General features: G+C 61.9%; 24 protein-coding genes. 15 read left to right on the forward strand and 9 right to left on the reverse strand.

What is annotated here, in order from left to right:
• Positions 1-3: 3 nt before the first annotated feature.
• Positions 4-414, forward strand: coding sequence for a hypothetical protein (locus BXA07_RS16590; protein ID WP_076569052.1), 411 nt, complete (start codon positions 4-6; stop codon positions 412-414).
• A gap of 27 nt (positions 415-441) precedes the next feature.
• Positions 442-1,560 carry a glutamate 5-kinase gene (proB, locus tag BXA07_RS16595; protein ID WP_076569054.1) on the forward strand — a complete coding sequence of 373 codons (1,119 nt, stop codon included), beginning with the start codon at positions 442-444 and terminating at the stop codon, positions 1,558-1,560.
• Between the two features lie 58 nt (positions 1,561-1,618).
• Here proB and nth read toward each other — a convergent pair whose 3' ends face one another.
• Together nth and rsxB are read right to left on the reverse strand one after the other, a co-directional pair.
• On the reverse strand, positions 1,619-2,266 hold the full coding sequence (nth, locus tag BXA07_RS16600) for an endonuclease III (RefSeq protein WP_076569056.1): 648 nt from the start codon (positions 2,264-2,266) through the stop codon (positions 1,619-1,621).
• Entirely contained in the window at positions 2,263-2,991 is a 729-nt protein-coding gene (gene rsxB, locus BXA07_RS16605; RefSeq protein ID WP_076569215.1) for an electron transport complex subunit RsxB, read from the reverse strand. The genes nth and rsxB overlap by 4 nt, the downstream gene beginning before the upstream one ends.
• A gap of 359 nt (positions 2,992-3,350) precedes the next feature.
• Here rsxB and BXA07_RS16610 point away from each other — a divergent pair, with 359 nt between their 5' ends.
• The 3 genes from BXA07_RS16610 (at position 3,351) to BXA07_RS16620 (ending at position 7,508) form a co-directional block, all read left to right on the forward strand.
• Entirely contained in the window at positions 3,351-4,091 is a 741-nt protein-coding gene (locus tag BXA07_RS16610) for a substrate-binding periplasmic protein (RefSeq protein WP_076569057.1), read from the forward strand.
• A gap of 126 nt (positions 4,092-4,217) precedes the next feature.
• Positions 4,218-6,782, forward strand: coding sequence for a TonB-dependent receptor plug domain-containing protein (locus BXA07_RS16615; RefSeq protein ID WP_076569059.1), 2,565 nt, complete (start codon positions 4,218-4,220; stop codon positions 6,780-6,782).
• Between the two features lie 42 nt (positions 6,783-6,824).
• On the forward strand, positions 6,825-7,508 hold the full coding sequence (locus BXA07_RS16620) for a DOPA 4,5-dioxygenase family protein (protein WP_076569061.1): 684 nt from the start codon (positions 6,825-6,827) through the stop codon (positions 7,506-7,508).
• A 65-nt stretch (positions 7,509-7,573) separates the two neighbouring features.
• Here BXA07_RS16620 and phaZ read toward each other — a convergent pair whose 3' ends face one another.
• The 4 genes from phaZ to BXA07_RS16640 form a co-directional block, all read right to left on the reverse strand.
• Positions 7,574-8,794, reverse strand: coding sequence for a polyhydroxyalkanoate depolymerase (gene phaZ, locus BXA07_RS16625; protein ID WP_070291132.1), 1,221 nt, complete (start codon positions 8,792-8,794; stop codon positions 7,574-7,576).
• Positions 8,795-9,060: 266 nt separating this feature from the next.
• Positions 9,061-9,384, reverse strand: a complete 324-nt coding sequence (gene fdxA / locus BXA07_RS16630; RefSeq protein ID WP_010395176.1) for a ferredoxin FdxA — start codon at positions 9,382-9,384, stop codon at positions 9,061-9,063.
• 334 nt (positions 9,385-9,718) lie between these two features.
• Entirely contained in the window at positions 9,719-10,006 is a 288-nt protein-coding gene (locus tag BXA07_RS16635) for a protealysin inhibitor emfourin (RefSeq protein ID WP_076569063.1), read from the reverse strand.
• Between the two features lie 79 nt (positions 10,007-10,085).
• Positions 10,086-11,483: a gluzincin family metallopeptidase gene (locus BXA07_RS16640; RefSeq protein WP_076569065.1), complete on the reverse strand. Its 1,398-nt coding sequence runs from the start codon at positions 11,481-11,483 to the stop codon at positions 10,086-10,088.
• Positions 11,484-11,679: 196 nt separating this feature from the next.
• On the opposite strand from BXA07_RS16640, the gene BXA07_RS16645 reads away from it, so the two are divergent.
• The 4 genes from BXA07_RS16645 (at position 11,680) to proX (ending at position 15,944) form a co-directional block, all read left to right on the forward strand.
• Positions 11,680-11,964, forward strand: coding sequence for a polyhydroxyalkanoic acid system family protein (locus tag BXA07_RS16645; protein WP_076569066.1), 285 nt, complete (start codon positions 11,680-11,682; stop codon positions 11,962-11,964).
• A 582-nt stretch (positions 11,965-12,546) separates the two neighbouring features.
• The gene (proV, locus tag BXA07_RS16650) at positions 12,547-13,779 is read left to right on the forward strand and encodes a glycine betaine/L-proline ABC transporter ATP-binding protein ProV (RefSeq protein WP_076569217.1); all 1,233 of its coding nucleotides are present in this window, start codon (positions 12,547-12,549) and stop codon (positions 13,777-13,779) included.
• Positions 13,776-14,879 carry a glycine betaine/L-proline ABC transporter permease ProW gene (gene proW, locus BXA07_RS16655; protein ID WP_076569068.1) on the forward strand — a complete coding sequence of 368 codons (1,104 nt, stop codon included), beginning with the start codon at positions 13,776-13,778 and terminating at the stop codon, positions 14,877-14,879. Before proV ends, proW begins: the two co-directional genes overlap by 4 nt.
• Positions 14,880-14,891: 12 nt before the next feature.
• Positions 14,892-15,944 (forward strand): glycine betaine/L-proline ABC transporter substrate-binding protein ProX, encoded by a 1,053-nt coding sequence (proX, locus tag BXA07_RS16660; RefSeq protein ID WP_076569069.1) that lies wholly within the window; start codon positions 14,892-14,894, stop codon positions 15,942-15,944.
• A 91-nt stretch (positions 15,945-16,035) separates the two neighbouring features.
• Here proX and BXA07_RS16665 read toward each other — a convergent pair whose 3' ends face one another.
• The 3 genes from BXA07_RS16665 to BXA07_RS16675 all read right to left on the reverse strand — a co-directional run bounded on the left by BXA07_RS16665 (position 16,036) and on the right by BXA07_RS16675 (position 17,354).
• Positions 16,036-16,497 carry a GNAT family N-acetyltransferase gene (locus tag BXA07_RS16665; protein WP_076569071.1) on the reverse strand — a complete coding sequence of 154 codons (462 nt, stop codon included), beginning with the start codon at positions 16,495-16,497 and terminating at the stop codon, positions 16,036-16,038.
• A gap of 46 nt (positions 16,498-16,543) precedes the next feature.
• Positions 16,544-16,798 carry an acyl-CoA-binding protein gene (locus BXA07_RS16670; RefSeq protein ID WP_070219266.1) on the reverse strand — a complete coding sequence of 85 codons (255 nt, stop codon included), beginning with the start codon at positions 16,796-16,798 and terminating at the stop codon, positions 16,544-16,546.
• A 199-nt stretch (positions 16,799-16,997) separates the two neighbouring features.
• Positions 16,998-17,354 carry an FKBP-type peptidyl-prolyl cis-trans isomerase gene (locus BXA07_RS16675; RefSeq protein ID WP_034760263.1) on the reverse strand — a complete coding sequence of 119 codons (357 nt, stop codon included), beginning with the start codon at positions 17,352-17,354 and terminating at the stop codon, positions 16,998-17,000.
• 197 nt (positions 17,355-17,551) lie between these two features.
• Here BXA07_RS16675 and BXA07_RS16680 point away from each other — a divergent pair, with 197 nt between their 5' ends.
• The 6 genes from BXA07_RS16680 (at position 17,552) to BXA07_RS16705 (ending at position 25,544) form a co-directional block, all read left to right on the forward strand.
• Entirely contained in the window at positions 17,552-18,523 is a 972-nt protein-coding gene (locus tag BXA07_RS16680) for a YVTN family beta-propeller repeat protein (protein WP_076569073.1), read from the forward strand.
• A gap of 11 nt (positions 18,524-18,534) precedes the next feature.
• On the forward strand, positions 18,535-19,371 hold the full coding sequence (locus BXA07_RS16685; RefSeq protein ID WP_244556308.1) for a polysaccharide deacetylase family protein: 837 nt from the start codon (positions 18,535-18,537) through the stop codon (positions 19,369-19,371).
• Complete coding sequence (locus tag BXA07_RS16690) at positions 19,371-20,408, forward strand: sterol desaturase family protein (protein WP_076569221.1); 1,038 nt, start codon at positions 19,371-19,373, stop codon at positions 20,406-20,408. Before BXA07_RS16685 ends, BXA07_RS16690 begins: the two co-directional genes overlap by 1 nt.
• Positions 20,408-21,235 carry an EI24 domain-containing protein gene (locus BXA07_RS16695; RefSeq protein WP_076569074.1) on the forward strand — a complete coding sequence of 276 codons (828 nt, stop codon included), beginning with the start codon at positions 20,408-20,410 and terminating at the stop codon, positions 21,233-21,235. Before BXA07_RS16690 ends, BXA07_RS16695 begins: the two co-directional genes overlap by 1 nt.
• Before the next feature lie 31 nt (positions 21,236-21,266).
• Positions 21,267-22,052: a competence/damage-inducible protein A gene (locus tag BXA07_RS16700; RefSeq protein WP_076569076.1), complete on the forward strand. Its 786-nt coding sequence runs from the start codon at positions 21,267-21,269 to the stop codon at positions 22,050-22,052.
• A gap of 363 nt (positions 22,053-22,415) precedes the next feature.
• On the forward strand, positions 22,416-25,544 hold the full coding sequence (locus BXA07_RS16705; RefSeq protein ID WP_083708343.1) for a transglycosylase domain-containing protein: 3,129 nt from the start codon (positions 22,416-22,418) through the stop codon (positions 25,542-25,544).
• Positions 25,545-25,578 lie beyond the last annotated feature (34 nt).

Genomic DNA, 25,578 nt, shown 5'->3' on the forward strand with positions numbered 1-25,578 from the left:
CTGATGACGGTACAGGCGATCGCTGTCGCGCCCGCGCGCAAGCAAGCGTGGCAGCGCCGTGTATTGCATCTGATCGCGTATGCTTACGGGCTGAGCGTGATCGCCTGCCTGCTGTTCGCCGACGAGATGGCGGCCGGCATGGGCATCTTTCTCAATGGCGTCAACGGCTACAGCCAGTTCTACGCTTCCCATGTCGGTGTCTGGGGCGCTACCGCGCTGCTGGCGCTGTTCGCGGCACGGCCGGGCGAACCGCCCATCCTCGGCGATATCACTGCAATGTTGGTCCTGGCGCAGCCCGCTGGCCGTCTGTTCGCGGCCATCAGCTTCGGCTTGCCCCAGGGTTTTGTGTTGTTCACGTGCGCAATCGAGCTGCTGGCGGGGCTGGCCTTGCTGCTGCTGCGTCCTGCGCGCTGACGTCTATTAAGTGAAGAGCGCCGCCCCATGGATTCCGTGATTCAAAAAGCTACCCGCATCATCATCAAAGTCGGCTCCTCGCTGGTCACCAATGACGGCCGGGGGCTCGACCATGCCGCCATCGCCCGCTGGGCCGCGCAGATTGCCGGCTTGCGCGCCCTGGGCAAGGAAGTCGTGCTGGTCAGTTCCGGCGCCATTGCCGAAGGCATGCTGCGCCTCGGTTTCGAGCAGCGCCCCACCGATATCCACGAATTGCAGGCGTGCGCGGCCGTCGGCCAGATGGGCCTGGCGCAAATCTATGAAAGCAGCTTCCGCGCCCACAGCCTCGGCACGGCGCAGGTGCTGCTCACGCACGCCGACCTGGCCGACCGCGAGCGCTACCTGAACGCCCGCTCTACGCTGACGACCCTGCTGCGCCTGGGCGTGGTACCCATCATCAATGAAAACGACACCGTCGTCACCGATGAAATCAAGTTCGGCGACAACGACACCCTGGGCGCCCTGGTGGCCAACCTGATCGAGGCCGATGCGCTGGTCATCCTGACGGACCAGCACGGCCTGTTTTCGGCCGATCCGCGCAAGGACCCGAATGCCTATCTGATCGCGCAAGGCGTGGCCGGCGACCCGGCCCTGGAAGCGATGGCTGGCGGCGCCGGTTCCAGCCTGGGCCGTGGCGGCATGCTGACGAAAATCCTCGCCGCCAAGCGCGCCGCCAAGTCGGGTGCCCACACCATCATCGCCTGGGGCCGCGACAGCGACGTGCTCAGCCGACTCGCCAAAGGCGAAGCGATCGGCACGCAGTTGCTGGCACAAACGGGGCAATTAACGGCACGTAAGCAGTGGATGGCCGATCATCTGCACACGGCCGGCGCCGTCGTGCTCGACGCGGGTGCCGTGCAAAAGCTGCGCCAGGAGGGCAAGTCCCTGCTGCCGATCGGCGTGACGGGCGTGCAGGGCGAATTCGGCCGTGGTGCCGTCATCACCTGCGTCGATGCGGATGGCGTCCCCGTGGCGCGCGGCCTGTCCAACTACACGAGCGGTGAAGCGCGCCGCATCATGCGCAAGCCTTCCACCGAGATCGAATCGATTCTCGGCTACATGGAAGGCCACGAGCTGATTCATCGCGACAATATGGTCTTGCTGTAAATGCTTGCTTGCAGGCAGTAGAATGTCAAAACGGCCCCTGCGGGCCGTTTTTTTTGCTTTACACCACGGCCGGCATCGGCGACTTGTCCTTGTAGTCGCACAGGTCGGCGATCATGCAGTTCCAGCATTGCGGCTTGCGCGCCGTGCACGTGTAGCGGCCGTGCAGGATCAGCCAGTGGTGGGCGTCGTGCAGGAATTCCTTGGGCACGAATTTGAGCAGTTTTTGCTCGACGATATCGACATTCTTGCCCGGCGCGATGCCCGTGCGGTTCGAGACGCGGAAGATGTGCGTGTCGACCGCCATCGTCGGTTCGCCGAACGCCGTGTTCATGACCACATTCGCCGTCTTGCGGCCCACGCCGGGCAAGGCTTCCAGCGAGGCGCGGTCGCGCGGCACTTCGCCGCCGTGCTGCTCGAGCAGGATCTGGCAGGTGGCGATGACGTTCTTGGCCTTGGTGCGGAACAGGCCGATGGTGCGGATGTAGCTGGCCAGTTCATCGACGCCCAGCGCCAGTATCTGGGCCGGCGTATTGGCGACCGGATACAGCAGGCGCGTGGCCTTGTTGACGGATACGTCCGTTGCCTGCGCCGACAGCAGCACGGCGATCAGCAGCTCGAACGGCGTCGTGTATTCGAGTTCCGTTTTCGGCGACGGGTTGGCGGCGCGGAAGCGCTTAAAGATTTCCAGGCGTTTGGCGGCGTTCATGCGTCTTTTTTCGGGGCGTTGGGGGCGGGCGGTTCCGTCTGGGCGCTGGCGGCGGCCTTGGCGCGCGCGCGCTCCATGGCGGCGGCGATGATGGCGCGCTTGCGTTCCTTTTCCGCCTGTTCGTCAGGCGTGACGGGTGTTTCCTGCGTCACTTCGCGCATCTTGGCGACGGCCTTGGCGGCCAGGCGCGCCTCGTTTTCCTCGGTTTCGCGGCGCAATCGCTGCGTGCGGAAATCGTGGCGCGCGCGCGCGTCGTCCGCATCCATCTGGTTCCAGGCGTCCCAGCCCGTGGCGTCGCCGCTGACCGGGTACATGACGATGCAGTCGACGGGGCAGGGCGCCACGCACAGGTCGCAGCCCGTACACAGGCTGGCGACCACGGTATGCATCTGCTTGGCGGCGCCGACGATGGCGTCGACCGGGCAGGCCTGGATGCACAGGGTGCAGCCGATACACAGCGATTCATCGATGTAGGCGACAGATCGCGGACGTTCGAGGCCGTTGACGGGATTGAGTGGAATGACTTTCTTGCCCAGCAAGTTGGCAAGACGCACGATGCCCTGCGCGCCGCCCGGCGGGCACTGATTGATGTCGGCGCTGCCGGCGGCAATCGCTTCCGCATACGGGCGGCAACCGTTGTAGCCGCATTTGGTGCATTGCGTTTGCGGCAGCAAGTCTTCGATCTGGTCGGCAAGTGAGGGAGGGGCAGGGTGAGGCACGGTCATCTTCCACGGTAAAACGCCATTATCGGCCATCCGGCGCGCACACAAGTAAAAACCTGCCTTCGTGGAGGGGATAGCGTGCGGCGAGGCTGCCTGTTGCGGGCGGGCCGCAATCGTATTTTATTTCCCATGGGAATGTCAAAGTGCAAATAAACAACTTTGCATTTTCTTTTTTTTATGGGAGCATGATTTTTATCAAGAAAGATCAAGAAAGCCGACCGCCAGTCCTGTCGCGCGCCCGCCAGCCGGAGCGCGCCGGGCCATAGGAGCAGAGCATGCGTTTCCTTCGGACAGTTGGTTTGCCCTTCTGTTTATCCGTATTATCGTCGCTTGCCCTAGCACACGGCCAGGCGGCTTCCCCCATGGCGGTGCCCGGCGCCTCCGCTACACGCATCGTCCGCTTTGCCGCGGAAGACTGGCCGCCCTTCATTTCCGCCAGCCTGCCTGCCGACGGCATGTCGGGCGCCATGGTCAGCACCGTCTTCGAACGCATGGGCTATGTCGTCAAATATGAGTATTTCCCGTGGAAGCGCGCCATGCAGTTTGGTTTGAGCAGTCCCCGCTACGCCGGTTTCCTGGCCGTCTGGCGCACGCCGGAGCGGGAAAAACTCTGTCATTTCTCTGTACCTGTTGGCAATACCCACAGCGTGCTGGCCTACCTGAAGGAAGACGGCGCGCCAGGCGCCACCCTGGCCGAGCTGGGTAACTTGCGCATTGGCACCGTGGCCGGCTATTCGAATGGGGAGCAATTCGACGGCATGGTGGCGCGTGGCGAACTGAAGACGGAAGAGGGCTTGAACGACGCGACGAATCTGAAAAAACTGTTGATCAGGCGCTACCGCGTGATCGTCATCGAGCGCCACGTGCTGCAGCATCTGCTGATGGGGCGTAACTTCAGCAAGGCCGAGCGGGAGCGCATCGCCATCGTCGATACCATCTTCAAGGAGCGTCCCGTGCATGTGTGCTTCCAGCGCACGGCGGAGGGCGCGGCGCAGCAAAAGCGCTTCAACGAAGCAGCCCGTGAAATCGATACGGCCAGGCTGGAACGCGATTACTGGAAGCGCCTGGACCAGAGCCTGGCCACCGCCCCGTCCACTCCCTGACGTTCTTCGTCACTGTTGTTAGTTGCCAAAACGAAATATCTAAATACGAAACCATTCGTTCTTGTTTGTTTGTCCATCCTTTAGTCTGCAGCCATTGTGTTGATGACTTTGAAAGGATGTTTTCGTATGCTGGAACTGATACACACGCATTCCCCCGCACCACGCTTGCGGCAACTGGCGCACGCCGTCTCGCTGGCCGTGCTCGTGCTGGGCGCGCCCGGCGTGGCCCATGCACAGGCCGCGCCGGATAGCGCAGGCGCGCTGGCTGGCGCGCCGCTGGACGCCGTCATCGTCACGGGCGCGCGCGGCACGGGCCGCACGGTGGCCAACAGCGCCGCGCCCATCGACGTGATCAGCGCGCAGCAATTGCAGGCGACGGGCAAATTGAACCTGCTCGATGCGCTGGACACGGCCTTGCCATCGTTCAATTTGCCGGCCCGCGTGCAGCCCGACCTGGGCAGCATCGTGCGCGCCGGCCAGCTGCGCAACCTCGACCCCTCGCATACGCTGGTGCTGGTCAACGGCAAGCGCCGGCATACGACGGCCATCGTCAATGAAGATGGTTTTCCCGGCTCCGTCGCCACCGACCTGGCCCTGATCCCTACTGGCGCCATTGCTCGTGTGGAAATCCTGCGTGACGGGGCCTCGGCCATCTACGGTTCCGACGCCATCGCCGGCGTCATCAACATCATCCTGAAAGCCGATGACAAGGGCAGCTTCAGCACGCAACTCGGTTCCACCTACGCCGGCGACGGCAGCAACGGTTCCGCGCGCATCGATGGCGGCACGCGCCTGGGCGAGCACGGCTTTGCCCACTTCGGCGCCGAAGTCCAGCGCCAGGGCATCGCCGTGCGCAATTTCGGCCTGAACCCTGGCTACCTGTCGTATCCGGCCGTGCGCAACAGCGATGGCCAACTGGTCAAATTGGGACCGAACAACAGCTTGCCGGCCGGCGCCTCGCCGAACCCGGCCGAAGCAACGCGCAACAGCAATCCCTGGCGCAATACGGGCGTGCCGCAGAGCACCACCGCCTCGCTCAGCGCCAACCTCGGCTATGACGTGTCGAACGAGGTGCAGTTGTACGGCTTCGGCACGTATGCGCACCGCAATGCCCGCTCGGCGCAGAATTTCCGTCTGCCCAATACCATTTTCAATAACAACCGCGGCTTGCTGGCCGTGTATCCCGACGGCTTCACGCCATATGAAACGACGAGCGAAAACGATTTTGCACTGACGGGCGGCATCAAGGGCGAGACGGCGGGCTGGAGCTGGGATGTCAGCAGCACCTATGGCCGCGACGATATCGACGTGGGCGTGGAGCACTCGGCCAACTATTCGCTGGCTTATCCGGGCGGCAAGACGGATTTTGATATCGGCAAGCAGCGCTACAGCCGTTCGACGACGAATGCCGACCTGCGCCGTCCCGTGCAGCTGGGCTTGAGCGAGCCGGCCGACCTCAGCGTCGGCCTCGAGTACTCGCATGAAACGCAGCAGCGCAGCCCGGGGGAGCCTGCTTCGTACCAGGGCAGCGGTTCGTCGGCGCTGGCCGGCTACCTGCCTGTCGATGCGTCCGACACGGCACGCCACAGCTATGCGGCGTATATCGGCCTGGGCGCGAAACTGACGCCACAGTTGCTGCTCGACACGGCCTTGCGTGCCGAGAAATATTCCGATTTCGGCAGCAAGACGACGGGCCGTTTGTCGGCCCGCTATGACGTTACGTCTGCGGTCGCCGTGCGCGGCACGGTCAGCAACGGCTTCCATGCACCAAGCCTGGTGACGCAATCGTATTCGAACACCTCCGACCATGCGGGCGTGCCCTATACCCTGGCGCAGCCCAATTCGCTTGCCGCGCGGGCCTTGGGCGCGCAAGCATTAAAACCGGAAAAATCGACGAATCTGTCGGCCGGCCTGACCTTCAATCCGACGCCCACCCTGCGCCTGGCCCTTGACGCGTATCAAATCAAGGTCAGCGACCGCCTGGGCGTATCGTCGAACATCGGCATTGACCGCAGCTCGGGCGTGGCGCTCGACGGCAGCGGCCGGCCCCTGACGGTGGCGCAAGCGGGCGTCATCGAAAACCTGCTGCGTTCGGCGGGCTTGACGGTGGGCAACGGCCTCGTCGCACACTACTTTGCCAACGTGGGCGACACGCGCACGCGCGGCGTCGATTTCACGGCGGAAGATGTGTGGCGCGTGGCCGATGGCAAGCTGCGCTGGACGGCGGCGGCCAATTTCAACCACACGAGCCTGGTGGGCAAGGCAGACCTTCCCGCCGTGCTGCAAGGATTGCCGAACATCGGCACCCTGAGCAAGTCGGCCGAATACGACTTGCTGTACCGCGCCCCGCGCGACAAGGAAATCCTCACGCTGGCATACGAAAAGGCGGGCTGGACTTTCAACCTGCGCGAGACGCGCTACGGCAAGCTCAAGCGCCTGAACGCCATCACGGGCGGCGACTACCAGCTGAAAGCCGCCTTCGTGACGGATATCAGCGTCGGCTATGACATCAGCAAGCGCATCAACGTGGCCGTGGGCGCCAATAATGTCTTCGACCAGAAACCGAACCAGGTGCCGCGCGAGGCGCGCAGCGCCGCGAATCTGGCCCAATACACGGGCGCTTACGACAACTCTGGCCCGCTGGGCGTGCTCGGTGGTTATTACTACGCCCGAGCAACACTGTCATTCTGATTTACCGCATCCCTCTAGCTATCATCAACAACAGGAAATCCTATGTCTGACAATAATCAACACGCGGCCATCGACCTGGAATGGGCCAATCTCCTTTCTCCGCAGCGCCGCACGGTCTTGCGCGGCGGCGGCCTGGTGGCGGCGCTGGCCGCCTCGGGGCTGGCGGGCACGGCGCTGGCGCAGGATGGCGGCGTCAAACGCGCGAAGCCGGCGCCCGGGAAAAGCCCTTGGGGCGAGCATACGGACACGGCGCCCACGCCGCGCCCCGTCAGCGTGCGGCCCGGCGAGGAAACCTTGCCGGGCAAGCCGCGCGCCTACACGGATATCGAGAGTTATCACGCGCATATCTATTTTGACGAAGACAGTTACCAGAAGGCGGCGCTGATACGCAAGTGGGCGGCCGAGCGCTTCCGGATCGAACTGGGCGACTGGAACCTGGAGCCGCGCGGCCCGCATGTGACGCCGTCGTTCTATTTCGGCTTCACCAATGATTTATTGCCCGTCATCGTGCCATGGCTGCAGTTGAACAGCCTGGGCCTGACGATATTGATCCACCCGAACACGGAAGACCCGCGCGCCGACCATCTGTATTACGCGCTGTGGGTGAACCGTTCGCAGCCCGTGAATGGTTATGCGATGAAGAAGCCGGGGCCGGGCGAGCCGAGAGTCGAGCAGATCTTTGTCAATACGCGCCCGACGGTGAAAATCGAAACCTCGCGCGCATGAGGTGGATATAAAAAAACGGCACGCCAGCGTAAGCTGGCGTGCCGTTTTGGTCGAAACCAGGCCGATCAGCCGTGTTTCTGGATGAATTCGCCGATTTTCGGGCAAATGATCTCGCGCCAGCGGCGGCCCGAGAAGATGCCGTAATGGCCGCATTTCGGCGCCACGAAGTCTTGCTGCATGTCGGCAGGAATGCCCGAGCACAAGTCATGCGCCGCCTGCGTCTGGCCGGCGCCGGAAATGTCGTCCAGTTCGCCTTCCACGGTGAACAGCGCCACGTTCGTGATGTCTTGCGGGCGCACCAGCTGGCCGCCCACTTTCCACGTGCCCTTCGGCAGGCTGAATTCCTGGAAAACCGTTTTAATGGTTTCCAGGTAGTACTCGGCTGGCATGTCCAGCACGGCGTTGTACTCGTTGTAGAACTGGCGGTGGCCTTCCGCCGGCTCGTCGTCGCCCGTCACCAGGTGCATGTAGAACTCGCGATGGCTTTGCGCGTGGCGGCCCGGGTTCATGGCGATGAAGCCGGCGTGCTGCAGGAAGCCCGGATATACCTTGCGGCCAAAGCCCGGGTAGTTCGGCGGCACCGCGTAGATCACGGTGTTTTCAAACCACGAGAATTTCTTTTCCGTCGCCAGGTTGTTCACTTGCGTGGGGGAGCGGCGCGGGTCGATCGGGCCACCCATCATCGTCATGGTTTTCGGCATGTGCGGATCTTTGGCCGTCGCCATCAGCGAGATGGCCGCCAGCACGGGCACGGTCGGTTGACAGACGGAAATGACGTGCAAATCAGGCGCCAGCAGGCGAATGAATTCCTGCACATAATAAATGTAGTCGTCCAGGTGGAACGGGCCTTCCGTCAGCGGTACCATGCGCGCGTCCGTCCAGTCGGTGATGTAGACATCGTGCTCGGCCAGCAAGCCGCGCACGGTATCGCGCAGCAGGGTCGAGTGGTGACCGGACAGGGGGGCAACCAGCAAAACTTTGGGCTGTTGCAAGCCAGTGGCTTCTTTCTTGAAGTGAATCAGGCGGCAAAACGGTTTTGTCACGACAACATGTTCGCGGATGTCGACGCTCTCGCCTTGGACGAGAACGGATTTGATGTCGAATTGTGGTTTTTCGTAGTCTTTGCCAAGGCGGTACATCAGCTCGTAGCCGGCTGCGATGCGTTGCGAAAACGGGGTGTGGGCCAGTGGAGAAACCGGGTTGGTAAATAACTTGGAGGACATGTCTGCCCATTGCATCACCGGAGTGAGGAAAGAGCGTTGCAGTTCGTGCAGTTGGTAAAGCATATAGAGTCCTTGTTTAATTCCAAGCGCCAATATCGGCTCAAATATCATAATCCAATTTTACGATATTTGTTGAGGACAAAATGTGCTTTACCGCGCACAGGGCCACAGTTTGCGTGTGCGTATCCATTCGCGCCACACTCGCGTAGATAGATGATTAAGCATGTCTGAAAAGCAAAAAAGCAGCGTTGCCGCTGCTTTTTTCGTGCCGATGGCCATGTGGCCGCGCTCGCGGAGGCATGCCCCCGGTGCGCGTTCAGGGCGGGCGCTTAGCGCACCAGCATGTCGAGCTTGTCCTTGACGTCCTTGTATTGCTCGGCTTCCGGCAAGGCGGCCTTCGTCTTGGTGATCGACGGCCAGTTGCGGGCCAGATCGACGTTGATCTTGATGAAGGCTTGCTGGTCGCCCGGCACGTCCTCTTCCGCGAAAATCGCGTTCACCGGGCACTCTGCCACGCAGACTGCGCAGTCAATACATTCGTCCGGATCGATTGCCAGGAAGTTCGGGCCTTCCCGGAAACAATCTACCGGGCAGACATCGACGCAGTCGGTATAGCGACAGGCGATGCAGGATTCGGTGACAACGTGGGTCATAACAGTCCTATCAATTTTTGGGGGAGGTGCTGTAGCGCCTGCAGGAATGTCGGCGGCGCATACTAAAGCAAAGCATTGTATTTTAAGGCAATTCGCTATTTCTCACAAATCCCGCTTATATACAATACATATAAGCAAATTCATTTTTTGGCGGTGCTGCTGGCACCCGGAGCGGGCCATTCAGCGACTATCCGGGACGTTGTGATGGAGAACGCGGCAAGAAAGCGACAGTCGCCTGCCGCGGTCGGGGGCAGGGCGGGGGCTGCAGGGCCTTGCTGTGTGGTGTTTTTGCTTTATTCAAATCAAGACCGGCGCACATTTTTTGGGAGGGAAATCAGGCGCTGGCCCGGATCTGCGCCAGCAGTTGTTGCCAGCGTGCATTTTCAGCGCTGCCATCTTCGGCAAAGGTGAGCGTGCGGCGCGTGGTGGGGGCCTCGACCGTGATGCGCCATTGTGGGATATCGGCGCCCAGTTGCGCACCCGGGGCGTGGTTGTCCGTGAAAAAGCCGCTGCTGGCCAGTGCCGCTTCCAGGCGGGGGCCGGCCGGATGGTCTTGCGTGTCGATTTCATAATGTTCGCTCAAGCCGGCAAAGCCGCCGCTGCTGTGCGCTGAAATTTTCATGGTACTCCCTGCTGTGGATGGTGGAGGGGCAGCGAAGCGGGCCGTCGCCGCGGGCCGGTGTCGCCTCATGTGCCGGCCCTTAGCGGGGGCCGTAACTGCGGCACCAGGCGGCCAGCGCTTCGCGTTCCGCTTCGAGCAACTGGTCCGACTCGCTGTATTGCGCATGGTTCATGGTACCGCAGCAGGCGCGCCTGTCCTGCACGGCGCCGTCTTCGTCGATGACGTCGGGAGCGAACGTCATCTGGCCGCCCTCCGTCATGGCATTGGCCTTGAGCACTTCGCGCACGGTAAAGCTGTTGCGGATGAAATCGAGGTAGGCGCCATTGCCATCGGCCTGGGCGATCATCAGCATGTGGCCGGCCACGTCGGCATAGGTGGCGGCCTGGTCGGGCGATGCCACCAGGGCGCGCAAGACCAGGCTGCGCAGGTAGTCACCGCAGCGGTGCAGGACGGCCGCGTCGTCTTCCAGCTGGGGCTGGCGTTCGTGGGCAAAGATGTCGGCCAGGATGTCGTAGATGGCGCCCGTAAACACTTGCGAGATAGCGTGCACTTCCGTGCCGGCTTCCGACAATTTGATGTCGTTGTCGGCATTGCGCAAGCCGTTGGGCCGGCCCAGGGCCAGGCCGAATTGCTCCGCCAGGTCGGCCAGGAAGGTCTTGTCGTGCAGGTCGGATTTCGTTTGGGCGATGACGGCTTCCACCTGGTCCAGCTGCGACAGGGCCAGGAAGATGGCCGTCAGGTCGCCGAACGATTCATGCAAGCCGCCCGTTTGCGGCGGATTGTTACTGAGCAGCCAATTCGGCTTGAGGCCGTCGAGCACGGCGTGCCCCGTTTCATGCGAGACGATATCGAGCGAGCGGCAGGTGTAGACGCGCTCGGTGGCGCCGCTGGGGATGAAGTCACCGAACTTGAGGGCCTTGTCGCTGCGGCTGTAATACGCATTCATGACATTGGGCAAGCCATGCGGGAACACGCTCAAGGGCGCCGTGTTGCTGGCGCTATTCCACTGCCACGGCAGCGGCGGCGCCGTGCCATTGCTGGCCAGTGCGCGCTGGTACATGGTGAGCGTCATGCGCACGATGGAAAAGGTGTGCACTGCATCGAACTGGTCGGTATTGGGCGAGACGATGAAGTCGCCGAAGGCGTTCGGGCTGACCTGGGCGATGCCCGGCTCGCCGAACGTGATGCGCGCGTCGCGCGGACCTTGCAGTATCAGGCCGGGCAGAAAGGCCTTGCGCGTGCCCAGGTCGCTGACGGACGGGTCCTGCTTCCAGATCAGTACGCGCGAACCGACGGGCACGGCGGCCAGATTGCGGGCTGTTGCCTCGATCAGGCGGGGCGGCCCAGGCTGCAGGGTCAGCTGGGCATTCTTGCGGTGCTGGCGGTACGGCGCCGATGGGGTCGGGACGTAGCCGACGGGCAGCGATACGCATTTGGTCAGCACGGCTTCGACCGGCACGATGACTTTCTGGTCCATGGTAGCTCTCCAAGAACTCGCAACTGGAACTGAAATAGTCGGCCTGCTTGGGGGGCTGCGGTTTGATGCGGCGCAAGCGAAGCGTGGGAAAAGGCGCTTTTTTCCGTGTATCGGGCCTGTCCATGGCCGGGGCCGCCGCATGGGGGCTGGTATGATGCTGCCCGTGTTGCCCCCGTTTTTATAAAAGGATAGGTTGATGGCGGATATAAATATAGTTCAGCAACATAAGCTGACAGCAGTAAAAGCACGTGAAGCGGCGCAGCAAGTGGCCGACAAGCTGGCCCAGGAATACGAGCTGGCCTGCGCCTGGGATGGCGACGTGCTGCGCTTCGAGCGCAGCGGCGTCGATGGTTCGCTGACCCTTGAAAAAGAGCAGGCGCAACTGCAAATCAAGCTGGGCTTCATGCTCAGCGCCTTCGCCTCCACGATCGAAGGCAAGATCGCGGAAAAGATGCGCAAGGTGTTTGCCGAGCAGGCTTGATGCCAAGCAAGTACCTTGTCTGGTACCCTGTTTGGTGCTAGAAAGCGTGCGCAGCGATGGGCGAAAAGACGATGAAACCACGTCTCTTTTCGCCTTTTTCACGTCTGACTGTGCGTTGGCGAACATTGCTAGCACATTTCTATTTGGAAAGCCATTGGACTTTTGTGACTTTTTGCGTTATACTTGAGTCATATTTACAACAGCTACACCGCGTTTCACCTTCTGCTTCGCAGTAATCTCCACTCGCTGAGTGGTGAATCATTCTTGGGTTTTACACCCGCATCCAGTTAAAAGTAGTTTGGTCGATTTTTTTTCGGTCAAATACATTTGGTGCCATGTATTTGCATGGCGCTAGCGTTGTTAAAAGTCCTGAACCACAGCCTCTTTTAGCACGCACACGGCACCCCGGCATCGGCTTAGGCCATCGGCTGGTCACACGCGTGTCACCCCCTGTTTCTTGTCGCTCCCGTGCGCATTCTTGCGCCGTGGCGTAGCCGACGCAACAGGGTTTGCTGATTCCCGCCGCAAGCTGGCAGCTTGCTGGGTTTCAATCCATTCGTCAAATCGAGGGAGAACCACATCGTGGCAAAACAAATCATTATCGACCATGTGTTCAAAGTGTTCGGCGACAAGCCAGAAGAAGCACTTGAACTCGTCCGCCAGGGCGCCAGCAAGCAGGACATCCTGGCCAAGACCGACTGCACCATCGGCGTCTTCGACGCCACCTTTACCATTGAAGCGGGCGAGATCTTCGTCATCATGGGCCTGTCCGGTTCGGGCAAGTCGACCCTGGTGCGCATGCTGAACCGCCTGATCGAGCCGACCGCCGGCCGCATCCTGATCGACGGCAACGACATCAATACCTTGCCGGACGCCCAGCTGCGCGCCCTGCGCCGCAAGGACATCAGCATGGTGTTCCAGTCGTTCGCGCTGCTGCCGCAAATTACCGTGCTCGACAACACTGCCTTCGGCATGGAGCTGGCCGGCATGCCCAAGGCCGAGCGCCATGCGCTGGCCCAGCAAGCGCTGGAGCAGGTGGGCCTGGACGGCTACGGCGCCAGCTACCCCGACGAATTGTCGGGCGGCATGCAGCAGCGCGTGGGCCTGGCCCGTGCGCTGGCGTGCGATCCATCGATTTTGCTGATGGATGAAGCATTTTCCGCGCTCGATCCGATTATCCGTACGGAAATGCAATCGGAACTGCTGCGTTTGCAGCAAATCAAGCGCCGCACCATCGTCTTCATTTCGCATGACCTCGACGAAGCCATGCGCATCGGCGACCGCGTCGCCATCATGAAAGACGGCCACGTGGTGCAGGTGGGCACGCCGGAAGAAATCCTGCGCAAACCTGCCAACGATTATGTGCGCAACTTCGTGCGCGGCGTCGATGCGGCGGCCGTCTTCAAGGCCAGCGATATTGCCCGCAAGAGCCAGATCGTCGTGTCCGAGTCGCCGAGCCGCGGCTCGCGCGCCGCGCTGTCGATGCTGGAAGAGCAGGATCGCGCGTTTGCCTACGTCGTCAATCCGCAGCGCAAGTTCCTCGGCGTCGTCTCGGCCGATTCGTTGCGCAATGCGCTCGACGGCCATGTGGGACCGCTGGGCCTGGCCCACGCCTACCTGCCCGACGTGCAGACCATCAATGCAGACGAGCCCGTCGCCGGCCTGTTCGGCCAGGTGGCGCAACTGCCTTACGCCGTCCCTGTGGTGGCCAATGACGGCAGCTTCCGCGGCGCCATCAGCAAGACGACCTTGCTGAAGTTCCTCGACCGCGATACGCCAGCCATAGCCGAACAACAACAGAAAGGACAAGCATGAACCCAAGCACCGTTTCCACAGTAGAGCCTGTTGTTGAACAGGCCGCCCAGATCAATCCCTGGGCGCTGACGCCGCCGACCGACGCCAGCACCGCCTGGCTGGACGCCGCCGCGCCCGCCGTGCAGCCGGAACATGCGGCCGGCTTTCACCTGACGCAGATTTTCGACGGCTCGCTGCCGCTGGAAAGCTGGATCAACCAGGGCCTGGGCTGGGTCGTGGCGCATTTCCGCCCCTTCTTCCAGGCCGTGCGCGCACCTATCGACAGCGTGCTGTCCGGCGTGGAAGGCGTGCTGCTGGCGGCCCCGTCGCTGACGGTAATCGCCATCATCGGCTTGCTGGCGTGGCAATTCACGAGCCGCACCCTGGCCATCGGCACCGTGCTGGCGCTGCTGCTCGTGTCGATGCTGGGCATCTGGCCGGAAGCCATGACCACCCTGTCGCTGGTGCTGACGTCCTTGGCCTTCTGCCTGGCCATCGGTTTGCCGCTGGGTATTTTCCTGGCCAGCAGCGACCGCGCACAGAATATCCTGCGCCCCTTGCTCGACGCCATGCAGACGACGCCTGCCTTCGTCTACCTGGTGCCGGTGGTGATGCTGTTCGGTATCGGTAATGCGCCTGGCGTGATCGTGACGATCATCTTTGCCCTGCCGCCGCTGGTGCGTCTGACCAACCTTGGCATCCGCCAGGTGCGTCCCGACCTGATCGAAGCGGCCCGCGCCTACGGCGCCTCGCCGTGGCAGTTGCTGACCCGCGTGCAGTTTCCGCTGGCCATGCCATCCATCATGGCCGGTATCAACCAGTCGCTGATGCTGTCGCTGTCGATGGTCGTGATTGCCTCGATGATCGCCGTCGGTGGCCTGGGCCAGATGGTATTGCGCGGCATCGGCCGCCTGGACATGGGCCTGGCAACGGTCGGCGGCCTCGGTATCGTGCTGCTGGCCATCACCCTGGACCGCCTGACGCAAGCGATGGGCCAGCCACGCCGCGGCGTGCGCCACTGGTACCAGACGGGTCCTGCCGGTTTCGTGCTGCGCCTGGTGCGCGGCAACGCGGAGAAAAATAATGTTGAACAGCAAGCAACGCTGGCCAACGCACAATAAGAAAGGATTTACATGCATCAAATCGCACATTTTAAAGAGACGCAAAAATCGCAACGCAAGTTCCAGCTGTTTTCCGCCCTGGCCATCGCGGCCATGGCGCTGACCACCAGTCTGGCCATGGCGCAGGCGCCGGCCGCCGATGCGCTGCCCGGCAAGGGCGTCAAGGTACAGCCGCTGCAAAGCTCGATCGCGGAAGAAACCTTCCAGACCATGCTGGTTGACAAGGCCCTGGAAAAGCTCGGCTATGAAGTGCAGCCGATCAAGGAAGTGGAGTATCCGACGGCGCATATCGCCATCGCCAACGGCGACGCCACCTTCATGGCCGTGCACTGGGACCCCATGCACAAGGACTTCTATAACAATGCGGGCGGCGACGCCAAGCTGTTGCGCACGGGCCAGTATGCGGGTCCTGCGGCGCAAGGTTATCTGATCGACAAGGCAACGGCGGAAAAGTACAACATCACGAATATCGACCAGTTGCGCGATCCCACCCTGGCCAAGCTGTTCGACCACGATGGCGATGGCAAGGCCGACTTGACGGGCTGCAACCCCGGCTGGGGCTGCGAAGCGCTGATCGAGAACCACATGGATGCGTACAAATTGCGCGAGACGGTGACGCACGTGCAGGGCAGCTATGCGGCCCTGATCGCCGATACCCTGGGCCGCTACAAGCGTGGCGAGCCTATCCTGTACTACACGTGGACGCCGTACTGGGTCAGCGGCGTGCTGGTGCCGGGCAAGGACGTGGTCTGGCTCAAAGTGCCGTTCTCGGCCAATCCGGACAAGGTAAATACCCGCCTCGACGATGGCAGCGACTACGGCTTTGCCGTCAACACGGCGCGCATCGTGGCCAACAAGGAATGGGCGCAGAAGAATCCGGCCGCGGCCAAGCTGTTCGAGGTGATGCAATTGCCCGTGGCCGACATCAATGCGCAGAACGAGCGCATGCGCCGCGGCGAAAACACGCAGGCCGATATTGCCCGCCATACGGCCGGCTGGATCAAGTACCACCAGCAAACGTTTGACGGCTGGATCGCGCAAGCGCTGGCGGCAGCGAAAAAGTAATTTACGGCTGATACCGGCGTAAAAAAAGTGGCTACCGATTTGGTAGCCACTTTTGCGTTAACGGGCTGTTTGCGTGGTTTTTGGTGAGTTTTCAGGCGTTTTCAGCCAGTTTCAGGTGCAAAATGGGGAAAGGCTTGCCAAAGGGGTCGCATTCCGAGCGGCTTTCCACGGTAAAACCCAGGTGGCGGTAAAAGCCGTGCGCTTGCGTGTTGTGCTCGTTGACGTCGACGGCCGTGGCGCCCAAGGCCGTGATGGCGTACCGGACCAGCGTGCGGCCGGCGCCGCTGCCGCGTTGATCGGGATGCACGAACAGCATCTCGATCTTGGCGTGCTCGACGCACAGGAAGGCGTAGGCGCTGCCATCGGCATCGCGCAGCACATGCAGCAGGCGTTCGGCCGTCACCCTGGCCAGCTCATCGCGGACGAAGGGCATGAGGAAAGCGATATCGCTGTCGGCGAGGAAATCATGGGTGGCGCGCACGGACAGGTGCCAGACGTCGAACAGACGGGGCAGGTCGTCGGCGTGGGCCGGGGAAATCGGTGATGGTGTCATGCGGAAATAATAACATTGCCCCGGCGGGCGCCGGGGCAGGGAAGAATCAGTCCTTCAAGTCTTCGATCAAGTCGATGTATTGCTGCTGCGCATCTTCCTTCGACGTGCCGGCCAGGGCCGCCCAGGCATCGAACTTGGCGCGGTTGACGAAGTCGGTCATGCCGGGGCGTTCGCCCGTGGCGTCGCCGCTCGATGCTTGCTTGAACAAGGCATAGATTTTCAACAAGGTCATATTGTCCGGACGCTCGGACAGGGTCTTGGAATCGAGCTGCGCTTGGTCGAATTGCTCTTGTAAACTCATGATGGCTCCTGTGTACTGATGGAATCGCTGGAAAAGTGCGGCAGGCGCGGCGGAGTGGCCACCGTGCGTGCTGCAGTGCCTGACATCATAGTGAAAAAAGCGCGCCTTGCATTAGAGGACACATTCAAAACAAAAGCGCCGCCGCTGCGTGAACAGGGGCGGCGCCAGTACAGTCGCTTGAGCGCTGTGGAGTCTGTTCTTATACGCCCAGCAGTTCAACGTCGAAAATCAGGGTGGCGTTCGGTGGAATCACGCCGCCTGCGCCGCGTGCGCCATAGCCCAGTGCTGCCGGGATGATCAGCTGGCGCTTGCCGCCCACTTTCATGCCTTGCACGCCTTCGTCCCAGCCCTGGATGACGCGGCCTGCGCCCAGCGGGAATTCGAATGGATCGTTGCGGTCCTTGCTCGAATCGAATTTCGAACCGGCGCTGCCGTCGTCGTTTTGCAGCCAGCCCGTGTAATGCACAACAACGTTGTTGCCGGCTTGCGCTTCAGCGCCTTCGCCGACGACGGTGTCGATGTATTGCAGGCCGGAAGCGGTCGTGGTGGTGGTCATGATTATCCTTGTGTAGGCGATGAAAGCTACAGATTGTAGAGCAATGAGTTGCAAAGCGCCATTCCAGGCCCGCTGCAGGGAAAATGGGGAAGTTACGGCGAGGTGTGGCGACGGCTTGTATTTAAGGGGGGATTTCACACAATAAATACGGTGTTCCACGTAAAATGCATGTTTTGTATTTAACAGTGATTTCTTCCATGTTCCGCAGTCTACGCCGCCTTGTTTTTTCCTCGCTGTGCCTGGTTTCCGCAATATCGACGGCGCAAGCCGAAGTGGTGGTGGTACTCAATTCCCGTGATGCTACGGTGCAACTGCTGGACCAGAAAACCTACGCCCCCCTGTCCACCTTTGCCGTCGGCAAGGAACCGCACCATTTGATGGAGACGCCGGACGGCAAGTCGCTGATCGTCGCCAGCTCCGTCGGCAATGAGCTGATCTTCCTCGACCCCGTGTCGGGCCAGATCCAGCGCCGCATCAGCAACATCCTCGATCCCTACCAGATCGGCTTTTCGCCCGACCAGAAGTGGTTCATCTCGAACTCGCTGCGCCTGGACCGCATCGACCTGTACCGCTATGACGGCAAGAACCTGACCCTGGCCAAGCGCATCCCGCTGCCAAAGTTGCCCAGCCACATGGCCTTCACGGCCGACAGCACCATGGCCTTCATCACGCAGCAGGGCAGCAACCAGGTCAGCGCCATCGACCTGGCCACGCAGACGGTGAAATGGACCATGCCCGTCGGTCCCGCGCCGGCCGGCATCACGATGACACCCGACGGTAAATATTTACTGGTCGGCATCATGGGCAGCGATTACGTGGAAGTGATCGACTGGCGCACGCAAAAGACCGTCAAGCGCATCAAGGCGGGCGCCGGCACGCATAATTTCCGCGCGCTCGGTGACAAGCGCATGACGTTCGTGTCGAACCGCGTGTCGAACACGATCAACATCATCGACCAGCAAACCCTGGAAAACGTGGGCACCATCAATGTGCCCGGTGGCCCCGATTGCATGGAAATCACGCCCGATGGCAAGACCATGTGGGTGACCTTGCGCTGGATCAAGAAAGTGGCCGTGATCGATCTGACCACGCGCAAGGTGATCAAGACGATCCCGGTCGGCCGCTCGCCCCATGGCGTGTATTTCGCCACGCACTCGCCGCGCATGTGATGACGGGTGTGATGATGCAACGCCTGATTTCCACGGGCCATGTGCCCGCCATGCTGCTGTGCGCCGGCGCCATGCTGACGTCCGCGCACGCGGCTGCACCTGCCGCCGCTGTGCCAGCCGCAGCTTCTGCACCGGCCGCCTGCAAGGGCACGATCTACATGACGTTCGACACGGGCAGCCAGTCGCAAGCGCAACTGATCGCCGACGTGCTCAACAAGCGCCAGGTGAAGGCCACGTTCTTCCTGGCCAATGAAAAGACGACGCGCGGCGACTATTCGCTCGACCCGTCGTGGGCGCCGTACTGGAAAGCACGGGTCGCCGAAGGCCACGCATTCGGCACGCATACGTTTGACCACGTGTACTGGAAGAAGGATCTGGCCAACGGCTTGATCCAGGTCAAGCCCCAGTTTGGCAAGGACGGCGGCAAGCTGGCCTCGTTCACCGATAAACAGTTCTGCGAGCAATTGCGCCGCGTCGATACGCGCTTCCAGGAACTGACGGGCCGCAAGCTCGACCCGTTCTGGCGCGCGCCGGGCGGCTACACGTCGCCGCGCACCCTGGCGGCCGGCAGCGCCTGCGGCTACCAGCACGCGGGCTGGGCGCCGGCCGGGTATTCCGGCGATGAGCTGCCCAGCGATAAGTACCCGAACGCCATGCTGCTGAAGAAAGCGCTGGCGAACTTGCGCAGCGGCGACATCTTCATTGCCCACATGGGCATCTGGTCGCGCAAGGAGCCGTGGGCGCCTGCCAACCTCGATGCCTTGATTTCCGGCCTGCAAGACAAGGGTTTCTGCTTTGCCACCCTGCGCGCGCATCCTGCCTACGCGCAGAAGAAGGGCCAGCCATGATGGCCGCCGATGTCCTCAGCTTCGTCACGCCCGCCATCGACGCCGTGGTCGATGCGTTTGGCGTGGCGCAAGGCTGGCTGTTCCAGACTGTGGTCAACCCGCTCGTCTATCACCTGGGCTTTGGCGAATTCACGGAAGAGGCGTTCGAGGGCACGGAATGGCTGCTGATCGGCCTGTGCGAGCTGGTGCTGCTGTTTCTCGTGCTGCGCCCGCTCGAAGCCTTGATACCCGCGCAAAAGATCACGGACCCGCGCGCCCGCTGGAACGATTTTATCTACACGGTGCTGCACCGCATCGGCCTGTTTTCCGTGCTGGTCTTCTTTACGCTCGATCCGCTGATGGATGCCTTGGCAGGAGCCTTGCGTTTCGACAATATCCATCCATTGAACCTGGAGTCGCTGTTGCCCGGCATCAGTCCCTTGCTCAGTTTTATCATTTATTTTGTGATACTGGACTTCGTCGACTATTGCTATCACCGGGCCTCGCACCATTTCGGCTGGTGGTGGGGCTTGCACAGCCTGCATCACAGCCAGCAAAACATGAACCTGTGGAGCGATGACCGCAACCATTTGCTCGATGACTTCCTGCGCGACGTGGTGATGGCGCTGGTGGCGCTGGGCATCGGCGTGCCGCCGGGCCAGTACGTGCTGCTCGTGTCGGTTTCGCGTATTTTGCAAAGCTTGCAGCACGCGAATGTGAGGATACACTTCGGCCGCATCGGCGAGCGCCTGCTGATTTCGCCCCGTTTCCACCGCACGCATCACGCCATTGGCGTGGGGCATGAGTCGAAAGGCAAGGGCAGCCTGGGTGGCTGCAACTTCGGCGTGGTCTTGCCGATTTGGGATATGCTGCTGGGCACCGCGAATTTCTCGGCCGGTTATGCGCGCACGGGCGTGCGCGACCAACTGGCGCGTATCGACAGCCAGGGCGTGGGCCGGCCCGGGCGCAGCTATGGCCGCGGCTTCTGGCAGCAGCAATGGCTGGGCCTGCGCCGCATGGTGGAATTTGCAAGATTAAAACGAAAAGGACGCCGTTGATGCGCAATGTGTTGAATTCGTATGGCCGCGCCTTGCTGTCGCAATTGCACGGCAAGATACTGCTGCTGAGCGCAGTGCCGTTCATCCTGTCGGTGGTGCTGTGGGGCGCCCTGCTGTATGTGGGCCTGCAGCCGCTGATCGACAGCCTGCATGCGCTGTTCACGCAGTACGACTTCTTCCGCACCAGCGGCCAGGTGCTGGCCACCTTCGGCCTGGGCATGCTGAAAGCCGTGATCGTGCCCCTGATCGCCATGTTCATGCTGCTGCCGCTGATGATCCTGACGGCGCTGATCTTCATGGGCTTGTTCGCCATGCCGGCCATCGCCCGCCACGTGGGCGGGCGGCATTTTCCGCAGCTGGAAAAGAAGCATGGCGGCAGTTTGCTGGGCAGTGTCGGCACCTCGCTGGCCACTTTTTTGCTGTTCATCATCGCCTGGGTCATCCTGCTGCCCCTGTATGCCTTCCCGCCGGCCGCCCTGGTGGCGCAGGCGATTCTCTGGGGCTGGCTGACGTACCGGGTCATGGCCTATGACGCGATGGCCGACTACGCCAGCGTGGACGAGCGCCACGCCATCATGCGCGAGCAGCGCTGGCCCCTGCTGGCCATCGGCATGGTCTCCGGCGCGGCCGGCGCCGTGCCGGGCCTGCTGTGGATGGGCGGCGCGATGTCGGTGGTGTTCTTCCCCTTCCTGGCGGCGTTCGCCATCTGGCTGTATGTACTGATCTTTATCTTTACGGGCCTGTGGTTCCAGTATTACTGCCTGGAAGCACTGGCGCGCCTGCGGGGCCAGCGCGGCATGACGGACGTGGCGCCGGCGGACGCCTGAGCTTAACTATTGAATCAAAGAAGGAAATTTCATGGCTATCGGACTGATCATCATCGGCGACGAAATTCTGTCGGGCAAGCGCACTGACCAGCATTTCCCGAAAGTAGTGGGCATGCTCAAGGCACGCGGCTTGCAGCTGAGCTGGGCGGAATACGTGGGCGACGACCCCGAGCGCCTGGTGGCCTTGCTCAAGCGCAGCTTTGCCAGCGGCGACATCGTCTTCAGCTTTGGCGGCATCGGCGCCACGCCGGACGACCATACGCGCCAGGCGGCCGCCGATGCGCTGGGCTTGCCGCTGGTGCTGCATCCACAGGGCAAGCTCAATATCCAGCAACGGATCACGGAAATGGGAGAGGAGGCGGGCGTGCCGGCCGATTTGCACTCGCCGGAAAACCTGCACCGCCTGAAAATGGCGGAATTTGTCGAAGGCGCCGAGCTGATTCCGAATCCGTACAACAAGATTGCCGGTTTTGCCGTGCGCGAGCACTATTTCGTGCCGGGCTTTCCCGTCATGTCCTGGCCCATGATCGAATGGGTGCTGGACACGCATTACAGCCATTTGTTCAACCGGGTGCCGCACGCTGAACACGCCTTGCTCGTGTACGAAACGGCGGAATCGCTGCTGACGCCGCTGATGGTACGCCTGGAAGCGCAGTTTCCGCTGATCAAGGTATTCAGCCTGCCCAGCGTGGGCGATGCACAGACGCGCCGGCATATCGAACTGGGCGTCAAGGGCGAACCTGCACAGGCCGCAGCCGCCTTTGCGGACATGCGCGCCGCACTCGATACCCTGCAGGCGGAATACACCACCATCTGACATGCCGCCAGCCCGGCGCCGGCGGCTTTTTCGCCGGCGTCCAGCCCGCTTTGCATCTATGTACGCAAGCGTACAGTCCAAGTCGTTGTTTTTTTGCGAAAATCTTCAATGAAGCAAGATTTTTGTGCGCGCTCGTCAGTCGTTTTCATGCCGATGTGGTGGAATGGTGCACAGGGGCCTTGCGTGTCGAATGCAGGGTTGCCTGCCTGTGCAGTAGCGTGTTTTTTGATTCACCGGTATGGACATCATGTTAAGCAAGCTTTGTTGTGACCGGCCCTGGCGGGCCTTCGTCTTATCCCGCGCGGAGCGGTATCGCTACCGTCTTTTTCGCGCCGTCCAAACCCAACCTTACCCCAGCATCCCATGAAAGACACAGGCGTCAACCTGGCCGCGCAAGAGCGGCTCCCCACCGATCCGGCAGCCGAAGCCGGCCCCGAGGCGCCGCCCCCGGCGAGCCTGCCGAAGAAGCGCCGTTCGCGCATCTGGCCCATTTTCCTGATCATCGTGCTGGCGCTGCTTGCCGGCGTGGCCTGGTTCGTCATGCGCGAAGTGCGCACTTCGGCCCTGCAGGCCGAGTTTTTCACGCATCTCGACCGCCAGCTGACGTTCAAGGTCGAGCCTGGCCCGGCGCCGGCCGACGCCATCCGCTATCCGCAGCACGGCCCGTATGACGAGCGGCTTGGCTATGCCAGCCTGCCTGATTTCATCACCAAGCTCAACGCGCGCGACTACGCCGTCACGGCGCAGGCGCGCATGTCGCCGAAGATGGTACAACTGGTCGACCGGGGCATCTTTGCCACCTATCACGAGAAAAACCGCGCGGGACTGAGCATTCTCGATTGCCGCGCCGCACCCCTGTTCGCGGCCAGCTATCCCGAGCGCATGTTCGACGGCTTTGCCGAAGCGCCGCCCGCGCTCGTGCAAAGCCTGCTGTTCATCGAAAACCGCGAATTGCTCGACCCGGGCACGCCCAAGCGCAATCCCGCCGTGGAATGGGACCGCCTGAGCAAGGCCATCCTCGACAAGGCGCTGAACCTGTTCGGCGGCCACCGGGGCGGTGGCGGCAGCACCCTGGCCACGCAGATCGAAAAATACCGCCATTCCGAAGACGGGCGCACCAGTTCCATGCAGGACAAGCTGCTGCAGATGATTTCGGCCAGCCTGCGTTCGTACCAGGATGGCGAAAACACCATGGAAGCGCGGCGCAAGATCGTCGTCAATTACCTCAATACCGTGCCGCTGTCGGCAAAGAGCGGTTTTGGCGAAGTCAACGGCATTGGCGACGGCATGTGGGTCTGGTATGGGCGTCCATTTGCCGAAGTGAAAACCTTGCTTAGTGGAAAAATGGATCAGCCCGGCAGTGCGCTGGCCTACAAGCAGGCGCTGAGCCTGCTGATCGCGCAGCGCCGTCCCTCGCATTACCTGGTGGCAGGTGGCGCCGACCTGGAAGTGCTGACCAACAGCCATCTGCGCCTGCTGGCGCAGGCGGGCGTGATCTCGCCGCAGTTGCGCGATGCGGCCATCGCCGAGAAGCTGCGTCCATCGACGGCTTCGGGCGTGCAATCGGAAGCGTCGACCTCGTTCGTCACGCGCAAGGCTTCGAATGCCGTGCGCAACCACCTGGCCAGCATGCTCGGCGATCCGCGCCTGTACAACCTCGACCGCCTCGACCTGAAAGTGGTCAGCACGCTCGACGCGCAGGCGCAAAACGCCATCACCAAGGTCTTGCGCGAATTGCGCGACCCGGAAGTGGCGAAAGCGGCCGGCCTGACGGGCAAGGGCATGCTGGGCAATGGCGACCCCGCCAACGTCGTCTACAGTTTTACCTTGCTGCAAAAGGGCGAGCAAGCCAACTTGCTGCGCGTGCAGACGGATAACTTTGACCAGCCGCTCGACATCAACGAAGGCGCCAAGCTGGACCTCGGTTCCACGGCCAAGCTGCGCACCCTGGTGACGTACCTGGACATCATCGACCAGCTGCACCAGCGCTACAGCGGCATGGGTGCCGCCGAGCTGGGCAAGATTGCCGTCGATCCGAAGGATATGTTGTCGCAGTGGGCTATTGCCTATTTGAAACCTTTGCCGCTGGGCGAAGCGCGCAACCTGCCGGCCATGCTGGCGGCCGCCATGGAACGCAAGTATTCGGGCAACCCGGCCGAAGGCTTCTTCACGGGGGGCGGCTTGCACCATTTCGGCAACTTTTCCAAGCTTGACGACAGCCGCATCATGACGGTGCAGCAGGCGCTGCGCCAGTCGACCAACCTGGTGTTCGTGCGCCTGATGCGCGACGTGGCCCGCTACTACATGTTTTCGCGTCCCGATTCCTCTGCCTCGCTGCTGGCGGACGCGGACGATCCGCGCCGGGCCCAGTACCTGAGCCGTTTTGCCGACAAGGAAGGGCGCGAATTCCTGCACCGTTTCTATCAGAAATACCGCGGCAAGAGCGTCGACGAGCAGGAAAAGATTTTATTGGCCAGCATCCGCCCGACCCCCGTGCGCCTGGCGAACATTTTCCGCACCGTTAATCCCAAGGGCACGGTGGCGGAATTCGGCGATTTCCTCAACGCCAACCTGCCGTCGCAAAATGAAGTGCCGCCCGAGCGCGTCGCCAAGCTGTACGAGCAGTATGCGATGGAAAACTGGTCCCTGGCCGACCGTGGCTATCTGGCCAATGTGCACCCGCTGGAACTGTGGATGGTCGCGTACCTGCGCCAGCACGAAGGCTCCACCCTGTCGCAGATGGTGGCGGCCAGCGAGAAGGAACGCCAGGAAGTCTACAAATGGCTGTTCAACACGCACCGCAAGCATGCGCAGGACCGCCGCATCGCCAACTTGCTGGAAGTGGAAGGGTTCCTGGAAATCCACCGCCAGTGGAAGAAGATGGGCTACCCCTTCGATTCGCTGGTGCCGTCGTATGCGACCACCCTGGGCGCGTCGGCCGACCGTCCCGCCGCGCTGGCCGAGTTGATGGGGATCATCATCAACGATGGCGTGCGCAAACCGAGCGTGCGCATCGATTCCATGCATTTCGCCGCCAATACGCCGTATGACACCATGGTCAAGCGGGGCAGCAAGGTGGAGGCGGAGCAAGTGCTGTCGCCGGACGTGGCGAAAGCCGTGGCCAAGGCCATCCGCGAAGTGGTGTCGGACGGCACGGCGAAACGGGCGAAGACGGCGTTCGTCGGCGCCGACGGCGTGCCTATCCCGATGGGCGGCAAGACGGGGACGGGCGACCAGCGTTTCGACGTGTATGGCGCCGGTGGTCGCTTGATCGAGTCGCGCTATGTGAACCGTTCAGCCACGTTCGTCTTCAATATCGGCGAGCGCTTCTATGGCAGCATGACGGCATATGTGCGCGGGCCGGAATCGAAGAACTACGATTTCACCAGCGCCTTGCCCGTGCAATTGCTCGTGTCGCTGGCGCCGAGCCTGATGCCGCTGATCGAGCCGCCCGCGCCGGCCGAGGGCGTGGCCAGGCAGTGCGCCAACTAGGCGCATGTGGATGTAGCAAAACGCCAGCTTCCAT

Source organism: Janthinobacterium sp. TND4EL3, from assembly GCF_900156175.1.
GTDB lineage: Bacteria > Pseudomonadota > Gammaproteobacteria > Burkholderiales > Burkholderiaceae_D > Janthinobacterium.

Excerpts from the sequence above, each read along its gene's own strand:
- fdxA (WP_010395176.1), bottom strand. The coding sequence starts at position 9,384 with ATGACCCACGTTGTCACCGAATCCTGCATCGCCTGTCGCTATACCGAC.
- proB (WP_076569054.1), top strand. The coding sequence starts at position 442 with ATGGATTCCGTGATTCAAAAAGCTACCCGCATCATCATCAAAGTCGGC.
- BXA07_RS16675 (WP_034760263.1), bottom strand. The coding sequence starts at position 17,354 with ATGACCACCACCACGACCGCTTCCGGCCTGCAATACATCGACACCGTC.
- phaZ (WP_070291132.1), bottom strand. The coding sequence starts at position 8,794 with ATGCTTTACCAACTGCACGAACTGCAACGCTCTTTCCTCACTCCGGTG.
- BXA07_RS16610 (WP_076569057.1), top strand. The coding sequence starts at position 3,351 with ATGGCGGTGCCCGGCGCCTCCGCTACACGCATCGTCCGCTTTGCCGCG.
- proW (WP_076569068.1), top strand. The coding sequence starts at position 13,776 with ATGAACCCAAGCACCGTTTCCACAGTAGAGCCTGTTGTTGAACAGGCC.
- BXA07_RS16640 (WP_076569065.1), bottom strand. The coding sequence starts at position 11,483 with ATGGACCAGAAAGTCATCGTGCCGGTCGAAGCCGTGCTGACCAAATGC.
- BXA07_RS16615 (WP_076569059.1), top strand. The coding sequence starts at position 4,218 with ATGCTGGAACTGATACACACGCATTCCCCCGCACCACGCTTGCGGCAA.
- rsxB (WP_076569215.1), bottom strand. The coding sequence starts at position 2,991 with ATGACCGTGCCTCACCCTGCCCCTCCCTCACTTGCCGACCAGATCGAA.
- BXA07_RS16665 (WP_076569071.1), bottom strand. The coding sequence starts at position 16,497 with ATGACACCATCACCGATTTCCCCGGCCCACGCCGACGACCTGCCCCGT.
- BXA07_RS16635 (WP_076569063.1), bottom strand. The coding sequence starts at position 10,006 with ATGAAAATTTCAGCGCACAGCAGCGGCGGCTTTGCCGGCTTGAGCGAA.
- BXA07_RS16690 (WP_076569221.1), top strand. The coding sequence starts at position 19,371 with ATGGCCGCCGATGTCCTCAGCTTCGTCACGCCCGCCATCGACGCCGTG.
- BXA07_RS16680 (WP_076569073.1), top strand. The coding sequence starts at position 17,552 with ATGTTCCGCAGTCTACGCCGCCTTGTTTTTTCCTCGCTGTGCCTGGTT.
- BXA07_RS16645 (WP_076569066.1), top strand. The coding sequence starts at position 11,680 with ATGGCGGATATAAATATAGTTCAGCAACATAAGCTGACAGCAGTAAAA.
- BXA07_RS16700 (WP_076569076.1), top strand. The coding sequence starts at position 21,267 with ATGGCTATCGGACTGATCATCATCGGCGACGAAATTCTGTCGGGCAAG.
- BXA07_RS16670 (WP_070219266.1), bottom strand. The coding sequence starts at position 16,798 with ATGAGTTTACAAGAGCAATTCGACCAAGCGCAGCTCGATTCCAAGACC.
- BXA07_RS16705 (WP_083708343.1), top strand. The coding sequence starts at position 22,416 with ATGAAAGACACAGGCGTCAACCTGGCCGCGCAAGAGCGGCTCCCCACC.
- nth (WP_076569056.1), bottom strand. The coding sequence starts at position 2,266 with ATGAACGCCGCCAAACGCCTGGAAATCTTTAAGCGCTTCCGCGCCGCC.
- BXA07_RS16620 (WP_076569061.1), top strand. The coding sequence starts at position 6,825 with ATGTCTGACAATAATCAACACGCGGCCATCGACCTGGAATGGGCCAAT.
- BXA07_RS16695 (WP_076569074.1), top strand. The coding sequence starts at position 20,408 with ATGCGCAATGTGTTGAATTCGTATGGCCGCGCCTTGCTGTCGCAATTG.
- proX (WP_076569069.1), top strand. The coding sequence starts at position 14,892 with ATGCATCAAATCGCACATTTTAAAGAGACGCAAAAATCGCAACGCAAG.
- BXA07_RS16590 (WP_076569052.1), top strand. The coding sequence starts at position 4 with ATGACGGTACAGGCGATCGCTGTCGCGCCCGCGCGCAAGCAAGCGTGG.
- BXA07_RS16685 (WP_244556308.1), top strand. The coding sequence starts at position 18,535 with ATGATGCAACGCCTGATTTCCACGGGCCATGTGCCCGCCATGCTGCTG.